The sequence below is a fragment of the Serratia sp. NPDC087055 genome, assembly GCF_044900985.1.
In the GTDB taxonomy this organism is placed as follows: Bacteria; Pseudomonadota; Gammaproteobacteria; order Enterobacterales; family Enterobacteriaceae; genus Serratia.
In genome coordinates, this window is the sequence record NZ_JBJDOG010000001.1 from 1,949,485 (window position 1) to 1,975,857 (window position 26,373).

Sequence of the window (26,373 nt, forward strand, 5' to 3'; positions counted from 1 at the left end):
TATTGACCCACGTCACAAAGTTCCCTGAATATTACATTTAGTTACAAATACTTTCTTTTTGAAACCTCATTGGGACATTGGTAGCATTTTCGTTCTAGATTAACCCGGCTGTGAATGGAACACTGCGTGCAGACACAGGACGACACCAATCTATCAACAATAGTTCAAAAGAATTATTGGCGGCAGTGGCAAAGGTGTCCGAATAACACCAATGAGGGTAATATAATGATGAAGCGCAACATTCTTGCAGTGGTTATCCCGGCTCTGTTGGCTGCTGGTGCAGCAAACGCAGCGGAAATCTACAACAAAGACGGCAACAAGCTGGATCTGTACGGCAAAGTTGACGGTCTGCACTACTTCTCCAAAGACAAAGGTAATGATGGCGATCAGACCTATGTTCGTTTTGGCTTCAAAGGTGAAACCCAGATTACTGACCAACTGACCGGTTACGGCCAGTGGGAATACAACGTTCAAGCTAACCACTCTGAATCTCAAGGCACCGAAGGCACCAAGACTCGTCTGGGCTTCGCAGGTCTGAAATTTGCTGACTACGGTTCATTCGACTACGGCCGTAACTACGGCGTACTGTACGACGTAGAAGGCTGGACAGATATGCTGCCAGAGTTCGGTGGCGATACTTACACCGTTACCGACAACTTCATGACCGGCCGTACCAACGGCGTTGCTACTTACCGTAACAACAACTTCTTCGGTCTGGTTGACGGCCTGAACTTCGCTGTTCAGTACCAAGGTAAAAACCAGAACGACGGTCGTGACGTTAAGAAACAAAACGGCGACGGTTGGGGCCTGTCATCTACTTATGACATCGGCGAAGGCATCAGCGTAGGTGCTGCATATGCTTCTTCTAACCGTACCGATGATCAGAAACTGCGTTCTAACGAACGTGGCGACAAGGCTGATGCATGGACTGTTGGTGCTAAATACGACGCGAACAACGTTTACCTGGCAACCATGTACTCCGAAACCCGCAACATGACTCCGTTCGGTGGCAGCAGCTTCAGCACAACCTGTGCTGCTTCTGAAAGCTGTGGCGGTTTCGCTAGCAAAACTCAGAACTTCGAAGTGACTGCACAGTACCAGTTCGACTTCGGTCTGCGTCCAGAAGTTTCTTACCTGCAATCTAAAGGTAAAAACCTGAACGTCCCAGGCGCAGGTACTGACCAAGATCTGGTTAAATATGTTTCTGTTGGTACCACTTACTACTTCAACAAAAACATGTCCACCTACGTTGATTACAAAATCAACCTGCTGGACGACAACGAGTTCACTAAAGCCACTGGCACTGCTACCGACGATATCGTAGCTGTTGGTCTGGTTTACCAGTTCTAAGTTGTCTCACTTAGCGGCGGTTCACCGTCGAATAAGTTAAAAAAACAGGGCTTCGGCCCTGTTTTTGTTTTGTGTATCGCAGCTAATTTTTTATCCTGCCAACGCCCCTTTCCCCCTCATTTTTTATGCCGAATTTGCCTCCTTCACAAGATCGCGGTGTTTTTCTCGCAAACGGTTGGCAAAGCGTATAACTGGCGTTACCCTGATGCTTCTGTCTGCTTAACTCCGAGCCATGGAAGCACCTGACATGTTTGAAAAAATCACTGCTGCACCTGCCGATCCTATCCTGGGTCTGACCGACATTTTCCGCGCTGATGCCCGCCCTAACAAAATCAACCTGGGGATTGGTGTATACAAAGATGAAACCGGTAAAACCCCGGTGCTGACCAGCGTTAAAAAAGCTGAGCAGTATCTGCTGGAAAATGAAACCACCAAAAACTATCTCGGTATTGAAGGCATCCCTGCGTTCGCCAACTGCACGCAAGAACTGCTGTTCGGCAAGCAAAGCCCAATCATTGCCGACAAGCGTGCACGCACTGCGCAAACGCCAGGTGGCACCGGCGGCCTGCGTGTGGCAGCTGACTTCATCGCCAACCAAACCAGCGCGAAGCGTATCTGGATCAGTAACCCAAGTTGGCCAAACCATAAAAACGTGTTTGGTGCCGTCGGTCTGGAAGTATTGGAATACGCCTACTACGATGCCGCTAATCATGCGCTGGACTTTGATGGCCTGCTCAATAGCCTGAAACAGGCTCAGGCCGGTGATGTCGTCCTGTTCCATGGCTGCTGCCATAACCCGACCGGCATAGATCCAACCCCAGAACAGTGGTCCCAGTTGGCAGAACTGTCCGCCGCTAACGGCTGGCTGCCGCTGTTCGACTTCGCCTATCAGGGCTTTGCCAAAGGTCTGGAAGAAGATGCCCAGGGCCTGCGTATTTTTGCTGCCAAGCATCAGGAACTGATCGTCGCCAGTTCTTATTCCAAGAATTTCGGCCTTTACAACGAACGCGTTGGTGCTTGCACCGTCGTTGCCGCTGACACGGATACCGCCGATCGTGCCTTCAGCCAGGTGAAAGCCGCCATTCGCGCCAACTACTCCAACCCACCGTCACACGGCGCTGCTATTGTTGCGACCATTTTGGGTGATGATGCGCTGCGTGCGCTGTGGGAACAGGAGCTGACCGATATGCGTCAACGCATTCACCGCATGCGTCAGCTGTTCGTCAATACCCTGCAGGAGAAAGGGGCGGAGCAGGACTTCAGCTTTATCATCAATCAGAACGGCATGTTCTCGTTCAGTGGATTGACGAAAGAACAGGTTCTGCGCCTGCGTGACGAGTTTGGCGTTTACGCCGTTAACTCCGGCCGTGTTAACGTTGCCGGCATGACGCCGGACAATATGGCACCGCTGTGCGAAGCCATCGTTGCCGTACTCTAAAGATTGCGAAATCCCATAAGCAAAAGGGGCGCTAAAAGCGCCCCTTTGTTATTTCTGCCGGGAAATAATCTTACCAGATGGCCGGTTCCTCTCGCAGGAACGGATTGGTTTCACGCTCCTGGCCGAAAGTAGACATAGGACCATGCCCTGGAATAAACGCCATGTCATCGCCCTGGGGCAATAGCTTGGTGCGGATGGAGTTGATCAATGCCTGATGATCGCCACGTGGGAAGTCGCTGCGGCCGACACCGCCGTTAAACAGTACATCCCCCACCAGCGCCAACCGCGCCTGCTCGTTAATAAAAACGATATGGCCTGGAGTATGCCCCGGGCAATGCAGCACATTAAGCGTCATTTCGCCCACCTGCACGCTGTCCCCTTCTTCCAGCCATTGGGTTGGCGTCAGCGGCGCACATTCTTCCAGTCCAAACATTTGGCTCTGTGCAGGCAGGCCGTCTAACCAGAATGCGTCTTCCTTATCCGGGCCGTAGATCGGCACCTGATAGTGTTCAGCCAGCTCCGCCGCTGCGCCTACGTGATCAAGATGACCATGCGTCAGCAGAATCTGCGTGATGGTCACGCCCTGTTTGGCAATTTCGGCCTTTAACTTTTCCGGCTCGCCGCCTGGATCGACCAGCGCCGCCTGCTGGGTGCTCTCACACCAGATCAGGCTGCAGTTCTGACTAAAAGCAGTTACCGGGATAATTTGGTATTTCATAAGGCTCCAACCACAACAACGCCATACCCTGACGGGCTGGCGCTATTTATACTTATGGTGCACAGCGATTACCAGGTCCGCACCGGGCCGGTATCGATGTGTACAAAGTTGCTACGTGGGTAATATCCTACACCACCGGCGCTCATTTTTAACGCCGCTTTGCGGATATTACTCAACTGGATGCCTTCGATATGGAAGTCCATCGCCTGTCCCTTGGTGTGGTAGCTGTGTTTGGCCACACCGCGGCTGCGCTCGCGCAGCTCATTGTTGGTGTCCAACGAACGATAACCTGAAACCAACTGTACCGGTTTGTTGGTGCCCAACAGACCTTGCAGACGATAGAGATGATCAAACAAACGGGGATCGATCGATTTAACCTTATTCGCGCGATAGTCACGGAAAAGATGATTAAGACGAACTAATTCATCTTTATTATATCCCTTGCCGTCAAAGAATTCGGCTTTCAGAGATTCGCCCGTATGCATGTTATTTACAACCAGAATACGCGGGCGCGAAGTAGAAAGACTGGCAAAGGCTTGCCCAGGGAGCAGCGCTATGCCCACGGCAGCGCTACCTAGCGCCAGCCATTTACGGCGATGATGATCAATTTTGTCCATGTTTCTGTTAAACCCGGCAAGAATATCAAAATATATGCACAAAACAGCGCACTGCCTGAACCATAACCGCCCACACTGGCTGAGTCAACCCGTGATGTCCCGCGGCTTGCAGGCACTCACGTGATGAGTGCCTGCATCATGGCCCGATATTCTGACCGTTATTTATTTATAATTACTGCATTTATTGCATTAATTTTTCGGCCTGAGCCAAAATTTGTGCACCCGATCTCACCGTATCATCATAATTGTAAATATCTGTGCGGAATTGTGGTTTTCCATCATCAGAAACCCAGGCGGTTAAATAATACAATTTAACCGGGATATGCTGACGGATATTCACGTAGGTGGTATTCCCCTCTTTCAAGGTGGACGACACACGTGTGTTATTCCAACCCGCATCCTGCAACAACATGTTTGCCAAATCCGATGCCTTATTGACCCGCACACAGCCTGAGCTCAAAGCGCGAATGTCTTTCTGGAACAGGTTATGGTTAGGCGTATCGTGCAGGTAGATGGCATCCGAGCTTGGCATGTTGAATTTAAAGCGACCCAACGAGTTGGTGGCACCTGGCGCCTGACGAATCCGGTACGGGAAGTTGCGGGCAGAAACCATGTTCCAGTCGATCATTGCGGGGTTAATCACCTCTGCATCGTTGCTCCAGCCGGAAAGCACGGTATAACCGTGTTTCTGGAAATAGCTGCCGTCACGCATCGCCTTCGGCACGATATCCTCGCGCACCAGCGTAGTCGGCACGTTCCAAGGTGGGTTAACCACCACATTATTCAGCGCACTGTTCATCAACGGCGTCTTGCGGCTTGGTCTGCCGACGATCACTCGCGAAGAAAGCACTTCATTGCCGTTCTGATAATACGTCAATGAGTAGTTTGGAATATTCACCATGATCCCGGTGCCCACATGGCCGGGAAGAATGCGTAAACGTTGGATATTCAGCGCCAACAGTGAGGCACGCATTTGTGGCGTCACATTAAGCCATTCACGCGTACGTGGGCCTATCACGCCATCCGCACTCAACCCTTGCCATTTCTGGAAGCGTTTAACGCCCTCAACCAGATCATTGGTATAGCGATTATCCGTGACCGTCACCGGGCTTTCAGACTGCTGTGAAAACGGCGATTGTGGTGTAGGTACGATATCTTTTACCGGTGCAGCCGCTGGACTTACGACAGCAATCCTGGCCTCGCGATTTTTCTCTTCATCGACAGAGAGACCACCGTCATCGGGTTCATTACGCGAACCCGTTAATACCGCAGGCGGATCCTGTGTTTCATCCGGCGCAGCAGTGGCCGTCGTGGTTAACATGCCGTTGCGCGCCAATATCTCACGCAGGGCGGGAATATCATTGCTCAGTTGATCTGGGCGTAAGCTCGGCCCATTCGCCATTTGCGGCCAGGGACGATTGTCGGCCAGCATATCGCGTAATGCCTGATGCATCTTGGCGTATTGCGGGTGCTGAGGTGCGAGCGAAGTCACATACGCCAGGGTCTTGCCCTGGCGCACCGCCAGTTGCCATTGGTTTATCACCGTATTAGGCGGCAGACCGAGTTTGTAAGGAATATTGCTGTACAACCAGCTATTGCCATTGGCACCGATCGACGAAACAAACTGCAAATAACCCAACATCGCGTCAGACAGTACGACGTCGCGCGCCACATCGGTAATGGCTGGATCGGTCAACTGTTTTACCCATTGGGTAAACTGCGGCTGCACACCGGACATCGCCAATTCGGCAAGCTGTTGCTGGAACTGCTGAACCGCTTCGCGATCCTGCCACATCAATTGCATCCGGTTCGCCGCGTACAGAGGAGCAAGCGTTGAGAGATAATGTGGTGTAATACCTTTTGGCAAAGCAGCAAGCAATTCCGAACGACTTTGCGCGACTGACATGCCAGATGACGCTACCGGAAAGGCAGGAACGGTTGCCCATACGGGTAATGACGACGCCAGACCACATGCAATTGCGCAACTCAACGCCAGACGCCGTACCGTGTTTCCATTTCTAAGCAACATCCATTGCCCCCTGTATGCTCACAAAAAATACAACCAAGACAGCTTATTAGTTTCAGTATACGAACAGAAAAGCCATTTTGCCCTTGGGCGCTTATGAATAACTGTTATTTCATTAAGCTACCCGGTTTTAAACGGATAAAAAAGCAGGACCATCATCCATGCGCACAAAAAAATAGCCACCCCAAGGCGGCTATTTTCAGATTATTAGTGGGCTTTTCTCCGTTTACGGCGTTTCTGCCGCAGTGACGCCTGACGCAGGCGGCTCGTTAGCGAAACCGCGCAACCCCACGACATGTACGTGTTCATGGTTCTGGAACACCTTACGCACCAACTTATACGTCGTGCCTTTTTCCGGGCTGATGTTTTCCGGTGCCGCGATGATCAGCTGCATTTCCAGACGATCGCACAACTCAAACAACGTCGCGATGGATTTGGCATCCAGTCGCGCAGCTTCGTCGAGGAACAGCAGGCGACATGGGGAAATATCTTTACCGCGCAGGCGACGGGACTCTTCTTCCCAGCTCTGCACGACCATCACCAAAATCGACATCCCGGTACCGATCGCTTCCCCGGTTGACAGCGCACCACTCTCAGCACGCAACCAACCATCGGAGCCGCGGAAGACTTCCACTTCCAGTTCCAGGTAGTTACGGTAATCCAGCAACTCTTCGCCAATAGTTTGCGGCGTGCGTTGCCCCATATCAATCTGTGGATTCAGGCGTTGATACAGCTTGGCCAGCGCTTCGGAGAAGGTCAGGCGGTTGCTGTTGAACAGATCCTGATGTTGTTCCTGCTGTTCGGAAAGCACATCCAAAAGAGTCGCATGTGCTTCACGCACGTTGACGTTCAGTCGTACGCTTTTCACCTGCCCGAAGGAAACCGCCTGCAAACCCTGGTTGAGCATGCGGATACGGTTTTGTTCACGCTGGATCGTTTTGCGAATGATGTTCGCCACGCTCTTGGAACTGATCGCCAGCTTCTGCTCACGTGCCGTCAATTCTTCCGTCAGGCGGCCCAGTTCAATCTCCATCTGTTCGATGGCTTCAACCGGGTCGTCGGTACGGATGATGTCCTGACGAATACGCTCACGCAGATGTTGGTATACCGCGATATAGAACTGAATCTTGCGTTCTGGGCGCTTAGGATCTTCAGAAAGACGCAGTACATCACGCAGGTGTTCGTTATCCGACACCGCCAGACGCAATGCACCAAGAGCCTTATCCGACATTGAACGCAGCTCGTCACCGTCCATATAGGCCAGTTCACGACGATGCAGACGACGTTCAACCCCGTTGTCTTTCACCATGCGCATGACCGCGCACCAGCCGGCTTTGGCAGTGACGACCTGCTCACGCAGCTGATAATAATCCCGCTCAAGCTTGCGCAGTTTCTTCTGCAGGCTGTCCATTTCCGCTTCGCAGAAGGTCAGTTGCTTTTCCAACTGATTACGCCGCGCACGGTTGTTGCTCAGACCGGCATGTAATTCATCACGACGCGCACGTGCGCGCGCTTCGGCATTGGCATCCGCCTGCACGCCAATGTCCACCAGCTCCTGGCTCAATTCTTTGAGCATATCGCGCTTAGCGTCATACGAGCTTTTAAGCGACGCCAACACCTGGCTGTACTGGGTAAATTGAGTCTGATACTGACGCAGCTGTTCACGGGCGCGGGTACGTTCCGCTTCCGCGTGTTCCAAACGTTGGCGCAGCTTGTCATTCAAATCGTTGTTGGCATTTTGCATACCGGCAGAATCGGTATAGCTGAAGTGTGCACGACGCTGTACCACTTCAGTCAGGGCAAACGCCTGCTGCTTGGCCTGACGCTGTACGCTCTGTGCCTGAGTGTAATCCTGCTGCAACTGTTCGTGCTGTTGCGGATCGCTCTGCAACACCGACAACAGCGGTTCCAGCTTGGTCAGTGAAACACCGTGCTGCTGGATATGGCGTGCAGCATCCTGCGCCTCTTCCAATTCTTCACGGATTTCCTCAACGCGATCCTGCAAGGTTTCATCGTTTAACAATGAAACCAGCGGCATCAGGCGATTCAGCGCAGAGATGCCCTCTTTCGCCTGATCATATTGCTGACGTTGTTGTTGATTCTGTGCCTCATGGTTATTCAGAGCGCGTTCGATTTCCCCACGGCGTGTCGTGAGGCCACGGATTTCCGCCTCTGGATCGGCGTCAAATGCCACTGCCAGATGGGAACCAATGAAACGGCTGAAGGCCTGATGCGAACGCTGGGTCTTCTGCACGTCGAAAGACAACGTCGCGTAACGCTCTGCCAGTTTTTCCCGTTCACCATGCAGCACTTCCAGGCGGTTCTCACGTGCGGCGCGGCCAAACAACGGCACGTCCGGATAACGCGAGTAGCGCCACTGGCGCTCAGCGGTTTTCACCAACACCGCCCTGTCTTGCTCTTCGACCGCAAAGACGCTGTCATCAAATGACTGTGGATCCCCTTCGATCAAGTAGAGATCTTCCGGGCAGTCTTCCAAACCTTCCAACATCTCACGCACCAGCGACAAGTCCGGCACCACAATCGCATGGCGTGACGGGCCATACAGTGCAGAGAAGTAAGGTGCATCATCGATGGTGACATCGTCATAGATTTCAGAGAGCAATACGCCGCCAAAACGTTCGGCCAACGTAACCAGACGCTGATCTTCGGCGCCGCCTGGCTGGCTGAGACGTTCGATCTGCGCTTCAACGGCACGTTTGCCTGCCGCGACCTCGTCACGCTCGACCGTGGTTTCACGCTCGCGCTCCAGCAATTGCTGCATGTACTCGGTGACTTGCTGGCTGCTTTCAAGCGCTTCGCCACTTTGCTCACTGAGTTGACTCAGTGAATCCTGCGCTGCCAACCAGATTGGGGCACGGGCAGTGAGTTCGCGGATACGCTGTTGGATTTGCTCCAGTTCCTGGCGCATTTCCATCCGGCGTTCGCCAGCATCACTGACGCTTTGCGACAAGGATTCCAGACGCTCTTCCAGTTCTTGCTGCAGTGCCTCAAGATCGTCCGGTTGATACTGCTGGCCATGACGCTTGCAGAATTCTTGCAACAGACGCTCGGCGTCCTGCTGAGAACGCAAACGCTGTTCCAGCTCACTCAAACGCATGCGCAACGGCTGCACGCGCTCGGCAAGGTGTTGCTGTGAAGGCCAGTCGCGCAGTAACTCACGCGCACACTGCCAGGCTTCGCTACGGCTGACCTGACCGGCAATTTTGCCTACCAGCTGATAGGCTTGTTCAAACTGGCCGTGTGCGGCGTCGGCTACGCTCAGTTTCTGCTCCAGCATCAGCAACGCTTCCGTCGCTTCCTGCTCACGAGCCTGGAAAGTATCGAGCCACTCTTCCGCATTCTCGGCACTCAGTTCCGGCAGTTGGCACAGGGCACGAGCACGTTCCAGCGCCTGCAACGCCTGCTGGTATTGAATGGCGCGGGTCTGCTGCACGTCCAACGCCTGCTGGTAGTCAGCGAGCTGGCTTTTCAGCTCATCCACCTCCAGTTCGGCGGCCTCGGCACGCGCTTCGTTTTCGGCCTGCTGTTCACTGGCCTCTGCCACCACTTCGTTCTGTTCTTCCAGTCGGTAGGTCAGCTCTTCCAGATCGCCTTCATAGCGCTCGATCTTTTCCTGCTGACGCATCGCCGTCTGCACCAGATTCAAGTGATCGCTGGCGGCCTGGTAATCGGTTTCCAGATCGGATTCCGCACCGCTCTGCTCCGCCAGTTCACGCGCCATTTCCACATGGCGATATTGCTCGGCTGCCAGCTGTTTGCGGCTGCCCAGCAGATCGCTGCGCAACGCCAACGCGCCGTCCAAATGGATGCGGCGTTCATTGGCATGACGCATATAGTCAGCCGCCACATAGGATGTGGCTTCGGAAATCAGGTGTTTGAACAGATCACGGTCAGTCTGGGTAACGCGGATTGCTTCCAGCGTCATGCGGTTTTCACGCAACGCCGCTTCCATGTCCTGGAATGCCTTGCGCACGCCGCTGTTTTCCGGCAACAAATAGTCACGTAACGAGCGGGTGATGGCGCTGGAAATACCGCCATACAGCGAGGCCTCGATCAGGCGATAAAACTTACTGCGATCTGACGATGAACGCAGACGTTTGGGGATCACGCCCAAATCGAACATTAATGAGTGATAGTCGGTAATGGAGTTGAACTGCTTGAACTGCACGCCTTCCATCTCTTCAACGCGCTCTTTCAGTTCCTGCAGCGTCAACACACGAGCCTGGCGTTCGCCAACCGTTTGGGTCAGCAGCTCCGTAGGCTGTACCGCCGTTGGCAGCCCCTGGATGGTGAACGGCTTGATATCCACCTTGCGATCGCGCCCTGCTACCTGCTGCAGACGCACACCAACCACAACGCGCTGATGACGCGAGTTGATCACATCGAGGGTGGAATAACACACCCCGGCGCGTAGCTTACCGTGCAAGCCTTTATCGCGTGAGCCGCTGGTAGCACCGGCTTCGGTGGTATTACGGAAGTGCAACAGCGTCAAATCAGGAATCAACGCAGTGACGAAAGCCGCCATGGTGGTGGATTTCCCTGCCCCGTTACCGCCAGACAGCGTGGTCACCAACTCATCGAGATCAAAGGTGCGGGCGAAAAAACCGTTCCAGTTGACCAGCGTCAGCGAGCGAAATTTACCGCGTTCAATCATTCCTGTTCATCCTCTGCACTGTCCGGAGAGTTATCAAGCTGCGAGTCTTCAGCATCGCTTTCATCATTCAGCGACAGGCTGTTCTCAACCGGCATAGCTTCGCCGTCACGAATCATACGCAACTGCGCTTCACGCGGATCGTCACCACTACGCACGTCTGCACCAAAGCGGAATACCGCCTCCGTGATGCGGAACTTGTTGCTGTCGCTGCCCATAAAATAGATCATGCCCAGGCGACGCAGGCGGTTCAGTGACGTTCGCACTTTCTCGTGCAGTTTCTGACGATCGAGATCCGACCCCGTGGAACGTTGGTTAACGAATTTCAGCAATTTGGTTTCGTCGGCCAGGCTCAATAACTCGTCGTACAGTTCCTGATGGCTGAATATCCCTTCATGCGCCAAACGTTCCGGGCTGAGGTAGAGATAGCACAGGATTTTACCCACCATCATATCCAGCTCAGACAACACCGAACGCGGGATCAACGTCGTGGAACGTGGGCGTAGGTAGAAGAACCCTTCCGGTGCCCGGATCAACTCCACGCTGTAGCGGGCATAAAACTCTTCCAGTTCATCCTGGAAATCCATTAAGAAAGCGTGGTTGTCCAGTTCATCGATACCGATGTGACGACCCGCACGCAGTTGGCTGTCCAGCGCCGGAAACAGCGAGTTAGACAATGCCTTGGCCAGCTTAACTGGCATTACTTGTTCAATATTTGTCGATGACATGGGCCTGGACCTTGGCTCCGTAATCATTGATTGCCTGCCATTGCGCCGGCAACCCTGAAAAATCTGCTTCAGCCACACCAAGGCGCACTGCCTGGTCGACCACTAAACGAGCCACGTCAAAGTGACGAGCTCGCGGATATTGTGCCAGATAATCGCGCATTACCGCCCCTAAATTGAGCGGCATCTGTTGTTCCTGATAAATTTTCAACGCTTGTTCGATCATCGCCGCCAGCTGTTCGCGGATTTCGCTGAATTCCTCAAATTCCAGATCCGGCGGCAATTCCCCGGTCACTTCCTCACTGCGCAACGCCAGTTCTTCGTCTCGCATATCCAGCAGGCGATCGGCGTTGGCATGGGTCAGCGTCCATGGATTATCGAAATAATTTTGTACCGACTGACGCAGGCGCTGTGCGAACACACGGTTTTTATCCATATCGATAGCGGTACGGATAAATTTATGCACGTGGCGGTCGTAGCCGATCCACAGGTCAATTGCCTGTTGCCCCCAGCTGATAATGCGGTCGAGTTTGCTTTGCAGATCAAACACCAGTTTGTCGACAAAACCTAGCTCAACCCCACCGAGCGTTGCATCCTGAATGCGCAGCAGGTTGGCTTGCAGCTTGTCGCCCGCCGCTTCCAGCGTATCTTGCAGTTCACGTAAGGTGCCCGAGGTCTCGGACAGTAGCATTTCACAGCTGGAGATCGCTGCACGCCAATCCTGATTCAGCAAGGCTGCGATATCCTCTTTCACGCCTTGCTGTTGCTCATCCATCACCCGCTGGGTCATGTCGATGCTGTCGAATATTTCTGCCACTGAATATTTTAACGGTGCAAACACGTTGCGGTGCCAGTGGAAATCATCGCCACCCTCTTCGGCGGCATCGGCAGCACGTTTCAGTTCCTGCGCGACGATCGATAACTGCATCGACAAACGCAGCGTAGAGAATTCGCGCTGACGGATATAGTAATCAGTAATACCTATGCCCAGCGGCGTCAGACGGTAAATCGCATTGCCGTCTGCCAGTTCGCTGGTAAAGCGGTTTAACAGGCGCTGGCGCACCATGTCGTTAATCGCATTGTTGGCACGGACTGCCACCGTTTCATGCGTCTGTTCGAAACCTTTGCTGACATGGCGAAATGCATCAACCAGCTCACCTTCGCTCATCTCGCCGTCCAGCCGCTCGCCATTTAATGTGGCAATAGCGAGCAAAAATGCGAGACGCTCCGTAGGGAGCGAAATAGAGAAATCATTTTTCCGTGCCCAGGCGACCAGTTCGGGTACTGTCTGGGAAAATTCACTCATAGTTCGTCCTTCAGGTTTGGTTTATGCGCCATGACGTGAATATAGCGCCCCAAACTCACGTACGGCTCCTGCCGGCAATAGTGCTGTTCAAGCGCCAATAGCTCTTCAAATTTTTGTGTCTGAAGCTGCCTACTCTGCAGATAATCGTGGAAAACCCGCACCCCGGTTTTGCCGCTGATGCGCATGCCCAACTGTTCCAGCCAGCCATACACCTGTGGCGGGCTATGCGGATACTGTGGTGACAACGAACGCTTTCTGCGCCTTCTGACCTCTGGGTTCACCAGTTGGAAATTACCCAACACCACGTTACGCATCAAGAGGCCATTAGCATTAAAGAACATCAATGACAGCGCACCGCCTGGTAACAAGCAGTCAGACAATGCCTGTAAAGCTGCCTCAGGTTCAGCGATCCATTCAAGCACCGCATGAAACAATATCAGATCAACCGGCTGTTCCAAGTGTTGGCCAATGTCCTGCGCAGAACTTTGTATGAATTGCATGTTCTGGCTCACACCTTTCTGCTCAGCCAGCGACGCGGCGCGTTGGATCATCTCACCAGAAAGATCGCACAACAACACCTGATGTCCTAATTCTGCCAGTTGGCAGGCCATATGGCCTTCGCCACCGCCTGCATCCAGAATGCGCAGCGGCCGCTGCGGCAACTGGGCCAGCAGCGTGGTCAGATCCTGCCAGACCACGGCCTGGCGGATTTTACCTTTAGTGGTGCCGTAAATATTACGCGCAAACTTTTCAGCAATATCGTCAAAATTGCGATCCTGCATGGACTACGGCTCCGCTGATCTTATTCTTCTGGGGGCAAAGTGCCAGCCCATTCAAACCTGCTATTTTGGCACAGACTGGCTTAGAATGAATCTTCTTGCGGCCTGATTGTGCCCAGATGTCGTTTTTTCGCCCAAAAGGACCTGATTTTTGATGCTCTTTAACCTGAAAAAGTTCATTGGCGCCATTTTAATGCCGTTACCTGCGCTGCTGCTGCTCATGGGACTGGCGCTGTTACTGCTCTGGTTCACTCGTTGGCAAAAAAGCGGCAGGGTCATTTTGACGCTGAGCTGGCTGTTTTTATTGCTTTTCAGCCTGCAGCCCGTGGCCGATAGGCTGTTACGGCCCATAGAGTCAGAGTATGTCACCTATCGCGGCACTGACCCGGTAAACTATATCGTGGTACTGGGGGGTGGCTATACCTTTAACCCGGACTGGGCACCAAGCTCCAATCTGATCGGCAATAGCCTGCCGAGGGTAACAGAAGGTGTGCGTTTATACCTCGCGCACCCTGGAGCGAAAATGGTGTTCACCGGGGCCGGTGGCCCGCATACCTTGAGCAACGCGGCGACGGCAGCGCGCGTCGCGGAAAGTCTGGGTGTGCCGAACAGCGACATTGTGTTGTTGGATCGTCCGATGGATACAGAGCAGGAGGCATCACAGGTATCTAAACTGGTGGGTCAGCAGCCGTTTATTTTAGTGACATCGGCTAACCATTTGCCAAGGGCCATGCGTTTCTTTGAAGCCAAGGGGCTTCACCCGATCCCGGCACCGGCCAATCAGTTGGCCATCAGCTCGCGTTTGAACATTTGGGATCGCGTCGTGCCGTCGGCGATGTTCCTCGGCCACAGCGAGCGTGCCTGGTATGAAACGCTGGGCAGCCTGTGGCAGTGGCTGAAAGGAGCCGATGAGGTTTCTGTCGACTAACGGGCCTTAACCGGCAAGCCAGGGCAACAGCTGTTTTGAGGCATAATCGAAGGGTTGTCGCTCAAGCTTGCCGGTATGGACTAACCGCCCAATCGCTTCCCACACGACATACAACCAACGCCGTGCCAGGAAGGACTCCGCAACCGGTGCCCGTTGCAAATAATAGAACAAGAGCTGACTTGGCATCCCCGCCTCACACAGCCGGAATAACTCATATTCACGTGGAGCCCACAGCATCATTCCCGGGTTCAGCATTGCCAACAGCTGGTCACTTTTCGGATCTTTCAGCATGCTGCGCAACGACAGGTTACCGTGCACCAGCACGCAGGGATCGTCGAATCCGACAAAAAAATGGGTCAGTGCTTCGCGCGTACGGTACAACAAACGGCGATCGGCCATGGTCAACTGTGGCGAGTTAAGATTGCAGACTGTCGACCACAACACCTCTATCCGCTGTTGATACCAACAAAACCAATCATTTTCCTGGGTGCTGTCAACCGTACCGACGCAGCCATGGCTGTCGATACGGTGCCAGGCCAACACACCATCGACAATCTGTTCCATTAGCGTATTCCACCGGTTCGGCGTACGCGTTGGTGCTTCTGCAGATACGCCACGTAACCGTTCGATCAACAAGATTTCTTTATAGGGCGCTTGATGGGTATAGACCACGCCATACACCGTCGGCAGGCGAATATCCCCTTCCCGGGACAGCATCGATAACTTGTAAGACTCTTGTTGGGCGATACCCTGACAGACAAAGCTTTTTGCCATTAGCGGGATCGCATGGCCTTGTTGGTCATACAGCGAATACATGTGTGCATAAGGCTGTTCGCTAACGCGTTCCAGTCGGCTGATCGGTTCACCCAGCACAATACTCAGTTCGGCGCGTAACTGCTCCATATGAAAATGGCCTCAAGAGGAAAAGAAGAGACGCTGATATCATCGAACGGTGAGCAGAAAAATTCTTCAACGCAGATCAACAAAATGGGGATATAAGAAGGGAAATTATACCGCCGACGCGCTGTGTGACGCGCCGACGTTCAATGCTCAGCCTTTGATACTGTCGCGCACCCGCTGCAGATCTTCCGGCGTATCAACACCCACTGTCGGCACTGCTTTGGCAACCGCTACGTGGATTTTTTCACCATACCAAAGCACCCGCAACTGTTCCAGCAACTCTATCTGCTCAAGTTGGCTTGGTGCCCAGGTGACATAACGGCGCACAAAACCGGCACGATAAGCGTAAATGCCGATATGGCGTAACAGGCTGTCACCAATGCTTTCTTTGGATTGCGCAAAACGCTCACGATCCCAAGGAATAGTGGCACGTGAAAAATAGAGTGCATAACCCTGCGCATCCATAACCACTTTGACTGCATTGGGGTTAAACGCTTCTTCTGCGCTGTCGATTGGCACCGCAAGGGTCGCCATACCCGCTTGGCTACCCGCCAGGTTTTCAGCGACCTGACGTACAATGACAGGTGGAATCAGCGGCTCGTCACCCTGGACATTAACAATGATTTCGTCATCGCTAAAACCATAGTGCTCAATCACTTCCGCAAGACGCTCGGTACCGGAATTATGGTCGGGCCGGGTCATGCAAACTTCACCACCTGCCGCTTTAACCGCATCAGCTACCGCTGGGTGATCGGTCGCAACAATCACGCGGCTAGCCCCTGACTCACGTGCACGTTCCATTACGTGCACCACCATTGGCTTACCGTGAATGTCGGCCAAAGGTTTCCCCGGCAAACGGGTTGATGCATAACGGGCTGGAATAATAGCGATAAAACTCATGCGTGTTTCTCATCCAATGACAGCGCCCGCGCTTCATTTTCCAGCAGGACGGGAATGCCATCGCGCAGCGGATAGGCCAGGCCATCCACTTTACACACCAATTCCTGGTTTTCTTTATTGAAATAGAGCTTACCGTTGCAGACCGGGCAGGCAACGATTTCGAGTAAACGGTGGTCCATGCTTCCTCCAGGGTGGAGATCTAACGTACGGAAAGTGGGTGAGGATAGCATAACGCTATGCGCCAGGTTAATCATCGGCTGTTTACCAGGGCACTTTTAATCTGCAAAGGGGATTGAATTGCCTTCAACGCAGGCGTAGAATTTTGTGACTTGAATCACAAAAATAAATTTATCATGATCAAACGTATTCATAAGATCATCGCCCTGTTTGCCAACTTCAGCAACTGAGGCAACCCATTGTAACGAGCGGTGCTGGAATTCGTTTTACCCACGCCCAAAGTGCCGTTCGTTATACCACCTCCCAGCCTTCACCCCACTCAACGGCCAGTTGTGCCGGAATATTACCCACCAGAACCTGTTTCGCCCCGTGCCATTTTGCACTGCGCGTTATCGCCTGTCGGATATCCTGCACACGCTGTTTACCAAAACGAACCTTGGCCTGCGGATGGAAACTGATAATTTCAAAGATACCTTGCCGACGATGCATTTTTGCATCAATACGACCTATCAACTCACCCCGCTGCAATACAGGCAGCGTGAAGTAACCATATTGCCGCTTTTCTTTGGGTGTATAACATTCCAGCCGATAGTCAAAATTGAACAGTTCCAGCGCACGGCGACGGTCCCAGACCACCGGATCAAAAGGGGAAAGTAATGTGGTCACGCTGGATTTTAAGGTTCCCTGCTCCGCCTGTTGTAGCTCCTTCGCCAGTGAATGGTGCACGTAAAACTCGCCGTCCAAGCCGTCGATCAACACGGGTAACACATCGCCCTTTTGTAGTAACGACGCCAGCAGTGCTTTCGGGGCAACACGTTTCAAACGGTAGTAATCTGCCAACCATTCGGCCTTGAAGAGCCCCAGGAAGCGACAGGTGCGGCTGAGCATCTCATGCCGCGCATGCTCGGTGGATAACGTGTGTCGGCTATCATCCCAATGCGGCAATAGCCTTTCCGTCAAATCGTAAACACGGTGGAAGTTGCGCCGTTCAGCAACCATCAACTTACCCGCAGTGAATAAAATTTCGAGGTGGCGCTTTTCCGGTTTCCAGTCCCACCAGCCGCTATTTCCTTTTTTCTCTGCACTGAAATCCGCCGAACGAACCGGGCCACCGGTTTCAATATGCCGTAAGAGCGACGCAATTGCCGACTGGTGTTCCTGCATCCATTCTTCGGAATACTTCCACCCCATCTCCTGCGGCTGCAACATGCGGTGGCGCAACAGGCCAAAATCTTCAATGGGTAAGAAACAGGCTTCATGCGCCCAATACTCAAACAAGCGGCGGCCCGCCAGGGCCTGCTCCAACCATTCTGGCTGATAGTCGCCCAGGCGACTGAAGAGTACTAGGTAAGGGCTACGCGCGACCACACTGATGGTATCGATTTGCAGGAGTCCCATACGCTCAATAGCGGCAACCACATCGTCGGGTTTGGCTTTGCGTTTCATTGGGGATAACAGCCCTTGCGCAGCAAGATGGAGTGCACGGGCGGCAGTCAGAGAAATAACCGGGGTAATCATCCTGAAATCCGAAACGATTAAACAATCGTTTGATAATAGTGGATATCGGGAAATTTATCTTCGCCAGTGCTTGGGGTGGCGGCACCGGCACTGGCGAGGAAGGGGATGGGTCAGAACGCGATAACGTCTGCCGCAGACAGCCCATGAGAGCTGCGATAGATCGAGAACTCGACGTTCTGACCTTCGTTTAGTGATTTATTTTTAGTATTGGCGATAGAACGACGGCTTACATAAATTTCGTCGCTGCCATCTACCGGTGAAATAAAGCCATAGCCTGCAGCCTGATCAAACCATTTCACACGGCCCATTTGTAACACAGTATTTTTAAACATAACTTATATCCTTTTACTTGAGCATCCTTAACAACGTCATTTTTATTATTGTTGGACGCTACCAGCCCATCCTAAAGTTTTTCGTAAGAAACCTCTCGTGAGCAAAAATTAAAAAACCCGCACAATGGCGGGCTTGTTGGACTTAATATCTTCCGCAATGAATCAGCTAAACGCCTCATCATGGTTGTATTAAGATCTCTTTACGTTATTCCCTGTTTACTTACAGAGCAACAACGTTAGCGGCAGCCGGCCCGCGCGGGCTGTCCTGGATGGTGTACTCAACACGCTGGCCTTCAGCCAGAGTTTTGAAACCGTCGGTCTCGATTGCGGAGAAGTGTACGAATACATCTTTACCACCGTCGTTCTGTTCAATAAAACCAAAACCTTTGCTTTCGTTGAACCACTTAACCTGACCAGTCTTCTTAGACATTAACATTTACCTTTTAAATATATATACAAAACCTGCCATAAGGCAATTTAGGCCGTTTTTAGAAACATTACTTATGGGAGGTACTTAGAAGGTTCGTCTTTGAAGCGGAATCAGATGATAACGTTTTGGGAGGAACTACTTAACTCTATACTCGAACATAAATAGGTCTGCATCACAGGCCGACTTGCATTTACTCACAAATCCGTCATTTGCACAAGAGGTTTATTGCCCTATTTTAATCATTCCTGCGGTTAATTTTTTATGTCTATGATTGTGCATGGATTAATTTATCTTTTTTTACGTAAAACTCTTGGCCTCATTGCCTTCTGGATGTCTATTTCGCCCGCTATTCTTTGTTCAAATGAGAGCTAACGCATAAAAATCTAATATGCTTGCCCAAGCTATAACAAAAGCTAATTCACATAGCTAAACTTGAGGTGAAAACAAGGCGGATGGCCGTTTAGCCAGTACTTTTACCGTCAAAAATAATATTTTTCAGATTATACTGAATGAAGGAGCTATGCGCATGACCGCCCAGCAGTTCGTCTCACCGAATGAAATCCGCGCCAGATTCTCCCATGCCATGTCAGATATGTACCAGAAAGAGGTGCCTCTGTATGGTGATTTGCTCGAACTGGTGGCGGAAACTAACCGACAGGTTCTGCGCGAAGATGCCGCACTGGCACACCAATTACAAATTACCGGCGAAATCGAACGGTTGGCTATGGAACGCCATGGTGCTATTCGAGTGGGCACCGCAGAGGAATTAGCCACCTTGCGGCGGCTGTTCAACGTTATGGGTATGTCACCGGTCGGTTACTACGATCTGGCCGTGGCCGGTGTCCCGGTTCACTCCACCGCGTTTCGTGCGGTACATGAAGACGCGTTGCAGATAAGCCCCTTTCGTGTTTTCACCTCATTATTACGCCTTGAGCTGATTGAAAACCCAGAGCTGCGCGAACTGGCGCAACAGCTGTTGGCACGTCGCCGCATCTTTACTGAACGGGCACTGGAACTGATCGTATTACAAGAAGCTCAGGGCGGATTGGACAACGGTCAGGCAGATGAATTTGTCGAGCAGGCACTGGAAACCTTCCGCTGGCACAGCCGCGCAACGGTCAGCGCAGCCGAATATCAGCAGTTGCACGACCAGCACCGCCTGATTGCTGATGTAGTGGCGTTCAAAGGCCCGCACATTAACCATTTGACGCCACGCACACTCGATATAGACCTTGTTCAACAGTCTATGCCAAGCCGGGGCATTACCCCTAAAGCCGTCATTGAAGGCCCACCACCGCGCCGTCGCCCCATTCTTCTGCGTCAGACCAGTTTTAAAGCGCTGGAGGAAAACGTCGACTTTGTTGAACATGACGGTCGCGCCGTTTCAGGACACCACACTGCACGGTTCGGTGAAATTGAACAGCGCGGTGTAGCACTGACAACGAAAGGCCGTGCGCTGTACGATCGCCTGTTACAAGCAACCAATGATGCTTTACAGGCACCCCCCAGTGAAAAAAATGCGGACCGCTACAATCAGTTACTGGCGGAACACTTCAAGGCATTTCCCGATGACTATGCAACCTTGCGTGAACAACAGCTGGCTTGGTTCCGCTACTTTCCGACAGAGTGCGGGCTGGCGGCAAAAGACGCGCTGGATCCCCACAGCACGTTAGAACAGCTGATCGCACAGGAATACATTCGTTTCCAACCCTTGGTCTATGAGGATTTTCTGCCTGTCAGTGCGGCGGGTATTTTCCAGTCGAACCTGGGCGACAGTCGGCACGCGCAATACAACGCGAGCTCAAGCCGAACGGCGTTTGAGTCGGCGTTGGGTGCAGCGGTGATCGATGAGTTATCGTTGTATGAACAAACGCAGCAGCGCTCGATAGAAACCTGCGCGCAAGCTCTGGGGCTTCACGCGCTGGCCGTTTGATTTACTTTTTCAGCAGTTTTTCAACGCTGTGCAGCAGTTGCTCAGCCTGCTCGGGGGGAAGTACCGCGTCGACCGGTAAATACCACCAGTTGGGCTGGGCAAAAGCACGGCATTTGACCGCGTCTTTTTCAGTCATCAATAATGTTTGCCCAGAGGAGACCAGTGCCGCCAATGGCGCGTGCTGATATTCCTGATGATCGGCAAACGCCACTTCTTTTTCGACATCTACGCCCAGCTTTTCCAACGTGGCAAAGAAGCGCGGTGGATGACCAATACCTGCCATTGCCACCACATGCGGTAGTTCAACGGCTGGCCTGCGCTCACCGCTGGCGATGTTCACCGCATCACGCGCCTGCAACTGCATAGCAATTTCGCCCTTCTGCGCTACACCGCCGTTGGCAATCAACGCATCCACGCTGTTCAAGCGTGAAGCACGTTCTCGCATCGGGCCCGCAGGCAACCACCAACCGTTGCCAAAACGACGCACACCGTCAATGACAACCAATTCAAAGTCACGCTGCAACGCATAATGCTGTAAACCGTCATCGGTAATGATCACATCAAGCGGTTGCTGCTCAAGGAGTGCCTGCACCGCTTCAGCACGCTTAGGTGAGATAGCGACTGGCGCACCGGTACGTTGATAAATCAACACCGGTTCATCACCTGCCTGTTGAGTGGTGGTATCTGCATTAAGTAACAGCGGATAAGCCTCTGCTTTACCGCCGTAGCCGCGCGAAACCACACCCGCCCGGTATCCACGCTGCTGCAATTGCTCCACCAGCCAGATCACCATCGGCGTTTTGCCATTGCCACCGGCGGTGAGATTCCCCACCACCACGACCGGCACCGGTGCGCGCCAACTTTTACGCAGGCCACACCGGTAACAGAGTCGAATCAGGCTACTGACCAAGCCATACAACCAAGACAGCGGCAACAGCAGCAGATAGATCAGTGAACTTCCTGACCAGATGCGCTCAATCATTATTGACCAAACTGCATGCGATGAAGCTGGGCATAAGCACCCTGCTTTTCGAGCAATGCGGCATGCTCACCACGCTCCACGATACGACCATCCTCTACGACCAGAATTTCATCGGCCTTCTCAATGGTTGACAGGCGGTGGGCAATGACCAACGAAGTGCGGTTCTTCTGTAATTCATCCAACGCAGCCTGAATAGCACGTTCCGATTCGGTATCCAGTGCCGAGGTGGCTTCATCAAGAATCAGGATCGGGCAGTCACGCAGCAAAGCACGGGCGATAGCAATACGCTGGCGTTGGCCGCCAGACAGCATCACGCCATTCTCGCCGATAACCGTATCCAGACCATTTTCCATTTTCTCAATGAAATCCATGGCGTAGGCCATGCGGGCGGCCTTTTCAATCTCTTCGCGGCTATAGCGATCTTCACGCGCGTAAGCGATGTTGTTGGCGATAGTGTCATTGAACAAATGTACGTTTTGCGAAACCAGTGCAACCTGGTCGCGCAGCGATGCCAATGTATACTCACGCAGATCGTGGCCATCCATCAGGATCTCGCCTTCCTGCACGTCATAAAAACGCGTCAACAGATTGGCAATGGTCGATTTACCCGAACCAGAACGGCCGACCAACGCCACTGTTTTACCTTCTGAAATGCTCAGATTGATATCACGCAGGGCCGGTGTTTCTTTACCTGGGTAGAAGAAAGTCACGTTACGGAATTCGATATCGCCTTTCGCCCGCGCAACTTCTCGGGTACCGGTATCTTTTTCCTGCTCCATATCCAGAATAGAGAAGAGCGTTTGGCAGGCTGCCATCCCACGCTGGAACTGGGCATTGACGTTAGTCAGTGATTTCAACGGGCGCATCAGGGCGATCATTGAAGAAAACACCACAGTGATAGTACCGGCCGTCAGGGTTTCCATCACGCTTGGGAAGCTGGCGGCATACAGCACGAACGCCAATGCCAAGGAGGCGATAAGCTGAATAATTGGGTCAGAAATCGAGGAAGCGGAAACTAACTTCATGCCCTGTTGGCGCATGCGGTTACTGACGGAGTTAAAGCGGTCGGTTTCAACCTGCTGGCCGCCAAAGATCAGGACTTCTTTATGCCCCTTAAGCATCTGCTCGGCACTGGTCGTTACCTGCCCCATCGTATTCTGCATGTTTTTGCTGATATTACGGAAGCGTTTGGAAACGATGCGGATTGCAATAGAAACAATCGGCGCCAGTACGATCAGGATCACCGACAGTTGCCAGCTGTAGTAGAACATCATGGTGAACAGCGCGATGATCGACGCCCCTTCACGCACCACGGTCACCAACGCACTGGAAGATGATGATGCCACCTGCTCGGAATCATAGGTGATTCGCGACAACAAGGTCCCCGTAGACTGCTGATCAAAGAAGGAAACCGGCATCCGCATCATGTGACCGAACAACCGGCGACGCATGTGCATCACCACCATGCCGGAAACCCACGAAATACAGTAGCTGGAAACAAAGCCCGTTGCCCCGCGCAAAACCATCAAACCAATAACAGCCAGCGGCATCCACAGCAGGATGCTGCTTTCTGTTTTCCCAAAACCGTCATCCAATAAAGGTTTAAGCAAAGACAACATAAAGGCGTCGCTAGCCGCGTTCAGTACTAACGCAATGGCGGCCACAATCAGCCCGGTCTTAAAAGGTGTGATCATCGGCCAAAGGCGACGGAAAGTCTGCCAGGTGGAGAGATCTTTATCATTCATCATGCAAATACCAGCATCGGAAGAAATAGCGGCCTATTTTACTCATTATCACCCTCTACGCCAAACCGCTGATGGTACCAACGGGGCATTAATTGTTCACGAAAGCCTTTAATTTGCCAATTGTTGTCGAAAAAAAGTACGGATAACTGACCTGAGCGTGAAGTATCGTGCCATGCGATGCCATTTTCCCGGTATCGGGTGACGACCTTAGCAGCAGGTAATCGCCATTTATTGTAGCGAGATGCCGACGCGATTGCCGCCACCGGTGCCACCGCACGTAAAAACGGCGCTGTGGATGACGTTTTGCTGCCATGGTGCGGCACCTGCAGCACCGTAGCGGGCAACGAATGGCGTTGCTCTCGAACCAACTGTGTCTCCGCCCTTTTTTCTGCATCTCCCGTCAACAAAAGGCTGTATTTCCCATCATCGATGCGGATAACACATGAATCGTCATTTCCCGCCATTTTTACCGCCTTCGGCGGCCACAATACGTGAAACTGAAGCGCTTGCCACTCCCAGCGCTCCCCCGCTACGCAAGGTAAATGCCCCACACCAAACCCTGGGCTCCTTACCGTCGCTTGTGGAAATGCACGTTGTATCTCGTCAAGACCACCTGTGTGATCCAGATGATCATGACTAAGAATGATTTGCTCCACAGACAGTCCTCGCCAGTTAAGAAATGGCAAAATATTCCGTCCTGCGGCACTGCCTGCCCCCCAACGGGGTCCGGTATCATACACGATTGCCTGCCCGTTTTTTTCAATCACTGTCGCTAATCCATGTCCAACATCAAGCATATCGACACGCCAGCGGTATGGCGGTTCTCTTTCACGCCACAGCAGGCAACACACCGCCAACGTTGCCAGCCCCGATGCATAACGCAACCACCAGTGAAAACGCCAAAAAACCACCAGTAACCAACCGGCGATACTGACAGCCAAGGATGCCGAACCGAGATCGACCCAACCCCGCTGCAAATAATGCAACGGCATAAATACCGCAAGCAGCGTCAAATCCGCTAACCACCATAACCCACCGCTCAATATCGGCCAGGTACCGCAAAGAACCGCGACCAAAATAACAGGAACCGTCACCAGTGAAACCACGGGTACCGCCCACAGGTTAGCGGGCATAGAAGTTAACGTCAGGCCGAGAAACAAAGCGGCCTGCATAGGCACCAGTAATAAGGTGATACCGAACTGGATATGCAGCCAGCGCACAGGCGCCCAGTACCAGGCGGAACGAAAACGGGCACTTAACGGCACCCATTCGAACCAGAAAATAAGGCAGGCAACCGCCAGCACCGAGAGCCAGAAACTGTCTGACAACACCGATAGCGGATCGCAAATCAGAATAAGGGCCACGCACCACAGCCACACCTGCCAGGAACTACAGTGGACACCGCGTAAACGCAGCAGCATCCATAACGTCAGCGCCAGGGCAGTTCGCACCGCCGGAGGTTGTGCACCAGCCAACCAAACATACATCAAGGTGCCTAGCCAACCTGCTAACAGTGGGAAACGGTAGCCGATGAGATGCGCAGGTAATAGCCGTTGAACCGCTCGTAGCGTCGCCCAGATCAATATCGCCGCCATGGCCACATGAAGACCTGAAATGGCCATGAGGTGTGCAATGCCGGTTTTCAGCATCAGAGTGCGTAATGCCGGGTCCAGCGAGGTTCTTTCGCCAAAAGCCAGAGCCAGCAACACCGATTTATAGCGCAGGTCACCGATGTTGCTCTCGGCATGGCTGATAATACGCTGCCGCCAGTTGCAACTTCCCTCAAGCAGTCTCGCGCGTCTTACCTTCGCTGTCAGCGGTTGACGTTGCGCCATCGCCCAGCGTTGACTGTCGAATCCCCCCTCATTGAGCGTGCCGTGCATAGGCCTCAGACGCAGCTGAAGTTCCCAACGTTGTCCGGCGCACAGTCTTGGCTCTTCAGGCTGCCAGAGGGTAGTAAAGGCAATAGATGGCATTAGCCAGCGTCCATTAACCTGTTCGATGTTCATCACCGTTTGTTTACTTGCTGCAGGCACCAAAGTTACACTGCCGACCTGTACCACCGCCGTCACTTCCGACCCACGACTCAGCCATTCCACTTGCGCCACCAACTGCCCGGCGCAGAAGACCGCCCACAGAAAGCTCAGGGCCCACCAGCCAATAAATTGACATATCGCCCAGCGGAAACGCAGCATCAGGCTGGCAGGTAAAACAGCCCCCAGAGTTGTTAACCCATCGGGCAATTGTGGCAATACCAATAACGGCAGAATGCCACAGACAACAGCGATAGCTGCCAGATCCAGCGAAGTCTTGATAGGCCTTTCTCCCGGAATAAGGCGGCAATCCAGCCGCCGGTATCACGGGATTGTTCACATATAGATCAATGTGTAACAGTTGTAATCAAAGGATTCACGGCTGATGCCGCACAATAACCGTCGCTGTTGCTGCTCCAGCCTGAAACTTGCGGCATCACACGCAAGAAAATACAAAAAGCAGCGAGTTCGCCAACTGATAGTCAAAAAAAAACGGCGCCCAAAGGCACCGTTTTATATTTTTTCACAAGCAACAACTCTATGGTAGTCAGCGACTAACCATAGATATTGGCACGGTCACGCAGCTCTTTACCTGGCTTAAAGTGAGGAACGTACTTGCCGTCCAGCTCAACCTTATCACCAGTTTTCGGGTTGCGACCCACACGCGGAGCACGGTAGTGAAGAGAAAAACTGCCGAATCCGCGGATCTCGATGCGCTCACCATCGGCTAGCGTAGCAGCCATATGTTCTAGCATCTCTTTCACTGCATCCTCAACGGCTTTCGCCGGTACATGAGATTGCTGGCCAGCAAGTCTTTCAATAAGTTCAGACTTGGTCATAGTTCCTCCAAGCTTTGCAGCTAAA

21 protein-coding genes are annotated in these 26,373 nt (G+C 52.7%); 4 read left to right on the plus strand and 17 right to left on the minus strand.

From position 1 onward, the window contains the following. Positions 1 to 225: 225 nt before the first annotated feature. Both ompC and ACI2J2_RS09350 read left to right on the plus strand, forming a co-directional pair. The gene (gene ompC, locus ACI2J2_RS09345) at positions 226 to 1,350 is read left to right on the plus strand and encodes a porin OmpC (protein WP_404759935.1); all 1,125 of its coding nucleotides are present in this window, start codon (positions 226 to 228) and stop codon (positions 1,348 to 1,350) included. A 247-nt stretch (positions 1,351 to 1,597) separates the two neighbouring features. Beyond that, positions 1,598 to 2,788: an amino acid aminotransferase gene (locus tag ACI2J2_RS09350; protein ID WP_209632580.1), complete on the plus strand. Its 1,191-nt coding sequence runs from the start codon at positions 1,598 to 1,600 to the stop codon at positions 2,786 to 2,788. A gap of 70 nt (positions 2,789 to 2,858) precedes the next feature. Here ACI2J2_RS09350 and ACI2J2_RS09355 read toward each other — a convergent pair whose 3' ends face one another. The 7 genes from ACI2J2_RS09355 to cmoM all read right to left on the minus strand — a co-directional run bounded on the left by ACI2J2_RS09355 (position 2,859) and on the right by cmoM (position 13,634). After that, positions 2,859 to 3,506 (minus strand): MBL fold metallo-hydrolase, encoded by a 648-nt coding sequence (locus ACI2J2_RS09355; protein WP_265555148.1) that lies wholly within the window; start codon positions 3,504 to 3,506, stop codon positions 2,859 to 2,861. A 68-nt stretch (positions 3,507 to 3,574) separates the two neighbouring features. Then, positions 3,575 to 4,123: a YcbK family protein gene (locus ACI2J2_RS09360; protein ID WP_020826147.1), complete on the minus strand. Its 549-nt coding sequence runs from the start codon at positions 4,121 to 4,123 to the stop codon at positions 3,575 to 3,577. A 181-nt stretch (positions 4,124 to 4,304) separates the two neighbouring features. Further along, a complete protein-coding gene (gene ldtD, locus ACI2J2_RS09365) occupies positions 4,305 to 6,152 on the minus strand; it encodes a L,D-transpeptidase (RefSeq protein WP_404759936.1) in 1,848 nt (615 codons plus the stop codon). 223 nt (positions 6,153 to 6,375) lie between these two features. After that, positions 6,376 to 10,824, minus strand: coding sequence for a chromosome partition protein MukB (gene mukB / locus ACI2J2_RS09370; RefSeq protein WP_404759937.1), 4,449 nt, complete (start codon positions 10,822 to 10,824; stop codon positions 6,376 to 6,378). Beyond that, entirely contained in the window at positions 10,821 to 11,549 is a 729-nt protein-coding gene (mukE, locus tag ACI2J2_RS09375) for a chromosome partition protein MukE (protein WP_404759938.1), read from the minus strand. The genes mukB and mukE overlap by 4 nt, the downstream gene beginning before the upstream one ends. Further along, complete coding sequence (mukF, locus tag ACI2J2_RS09380) at positions 11,530 to 12,852, minus strand: chromosome partition protein MukF (RefSeq protein WP_265555151.1); 1,323 nt, start codon at positions 12,850 to 12,852, stop codon at positions 11,530 to 11,532. Before mukF ends, mukE begins: the two co-directional genes overlap by 20 nt. Then, complete coding sequence (gene cmoM, locus ACI2J2_RS09385; protein WP_037421971.1) at positions 12,849 to 13,634, minus strand: tRNA uridine 5-oxyacetic acid(34) methyltransferase CmoM; 786 nt, start codon at positions 13,632 to 13,634, stop codon at positions 12,849 to 12,851. The genes mukF and cmoM overlap by 4 nt, the downstream gene beginning before the upstream one ends. A 151-nt stretch (positions 13,635 to 13,785) precedes the next feature. On the opposite strand from cmoM, the gene elyC reads away from it, so the two are divergent. Further along, complete coding sequence (elyC, locus tag ACI2J2_RS09390) at positions 13,786 to 14,559, plus strand: envelope biogenesis factor ElyC (RefSeq protein ID WP_209634155.1); 774 nt, start codon at positions 13,786 to 13,788, stop codon at positions 14,557 to 14,559. A gap of 6 nt (positions 14,560 to 14,565) precedes the next feature. Here elyC and ACI2J2_RS09395 read toward each other — a convergent pair whose 3' ends face one another. The 6 genes from ACI2J2_RS09395 to ACI2J2_RS09420 form a co-directional block, all read right to left on the minus strand. Beyond that, positions 14,566 to 15,462 (minus strand): YcbJ family phosphotransferase, encoded by an 897-nt coding sequence (locus ACI2J2_RS09395; protein ID WP_265555154.1) that lies wholly within the window; start codon positions 15,460 to 15,462, stop codon positions 14,566 to 14,568. Positions 15,463 to 15,609: 147 nt separating this feature from the next. Beyond that, positions 15,610 to 16,359 carry a 3-deoxy-manno-octulosonate cytidylyltransferase gene (gene kdsB / locus ACI2J2_RS09400; RefSeq protein WP_209632572.1) on the minus strand — a complete coding sequence of 250 codons (750 nt, stop codon included), beginning with the start codon at positions 16,357 to 16,359 and terminating at the stop codon, positions 15,610 to 15,612. Beyond that, positions 16,356 to 16,538 (minus strand): Trm112 family protein, encoded by a 183-nt coding sequence (locus ACI2J2_RS09405; protein ID WP_006320791.1) that lies wholly within the window; start codon positions 16,536 to 16,538, stop codon positions 16,356 to 16,358. Before ACI2J2_RS09405 ends, kdsB begins: the two co-directional genes overlap by 4 nt. Positions 16,539 to 16,827: 289 nt before the next feature. Further along, positions 16,828 to 18,054, minus strand: coding sequence for a winged helix-turn-helix domain-containing protein (locus ACI2J2_RS09410; protein ID WP_404759939.1), 1,227 nt, complete (start codon positions 18,052 to 18,054; stop codon positions 16,828 to 16,830). 110 nt (positions 18,055 to 18,164) lie between these two features. Continuing rightward, positions 18,165 to 18,386, minus strand: a complete 222-nt coding sequence (locus ACI2J2_RS09415) for a cold-shock protein (RefSeq protein WP_006320799.1) — start codon at positions 18,384 to 18,386, stop codon at positions 18,165 to 18,167. Positions 18,387 to 18,606: 220 nt separating this feature from the next. Then, positions 18,607 to 18,816, minus strand: a complete 210-nt coding sequence (locus ACI2J2_RS09420) for a cold-shock protein (RefSeq protein ID WP_404759940.1) — start codon at positions 18,814 to 18,816, stop codon at positions 18,607 to 18,609. Between the two features lie 526 nt (positions 18,817 to 19,342). On the opposite strand from ACI2J2_RS09420, the gene ACI2J2_RS09425 reads away from it, so the two are divergent. Next, positions 19,343 to 20,749 carry a VOC family protein gene (locus tag ACI2J2_RS09425; RefSeq protein WP_404759941.1) on the plus strand — a complete coding sequence of 469 codons (1,407 nt, stop codon included), beginning with the start codon at positions 19,343 to 19,345 and terminating at the stop codon, positions 20,747 to 20,749. A 1-nt stretch (position 20,750) separates the two neighbouring features. Here the strand turns inward: ACI2J2_RS09425 and lpxK are convergent, their stop codons facing one another. From lpxK to ihfB, 4 genes are all read right to left on the minus strand, one after another. After that, positions 20,751 to 21,731, minus strand: coding sequence for a tetraacyldisaccharide 4'-kinase (gene lpxK, locus ACI2J2_RS09430; protein ID WP_404759942.1), 981 nt, complete (start codon positions 21,729 to 21,731; stop codon positions 20,751 to 20,753). Then, a complete protein-coding gene (msbA, locus tag ACI2J2_RS09435) occupies positions 21,731 to 23,479 on the minus strand; it encodes a lipid A ABC transporter ATP-binding protein/permease MsbA (protein WP_209632566.1) in 1,749 nt (582 codons plus the stop codon). The genes lpxK and msbA overlap by 1 nt, the downstream gene beginning before the upstream one ends. A gap of 35 nt (positions 23,480 to 23,514) precedes the next feature. Then, positions 23,515 to 25,809, minus strand: a complete 2,295-nt coding sequence (locus tag ACI2J2_RS09440) for a ComEC family protein (protein ID WP_404760287.1) — start codon at positions 25,807 to 25,809, stop codon at positions 23,515 to 23,517. Between the two features lie 254 nt (positions 25,810 to 26,063). Then, entirely contained in the window at positions 26,064 to 26,348 is a 285-nt protein-coding gene (gene ihfB / locus ACI2J2_RS09445) for an integration host factor subunit beta (protein ID WP_004942652.1), read from the minus strand. Between the last annotated feature and the right edge of the window lie 25 nt (positions 26,349 to 26,373).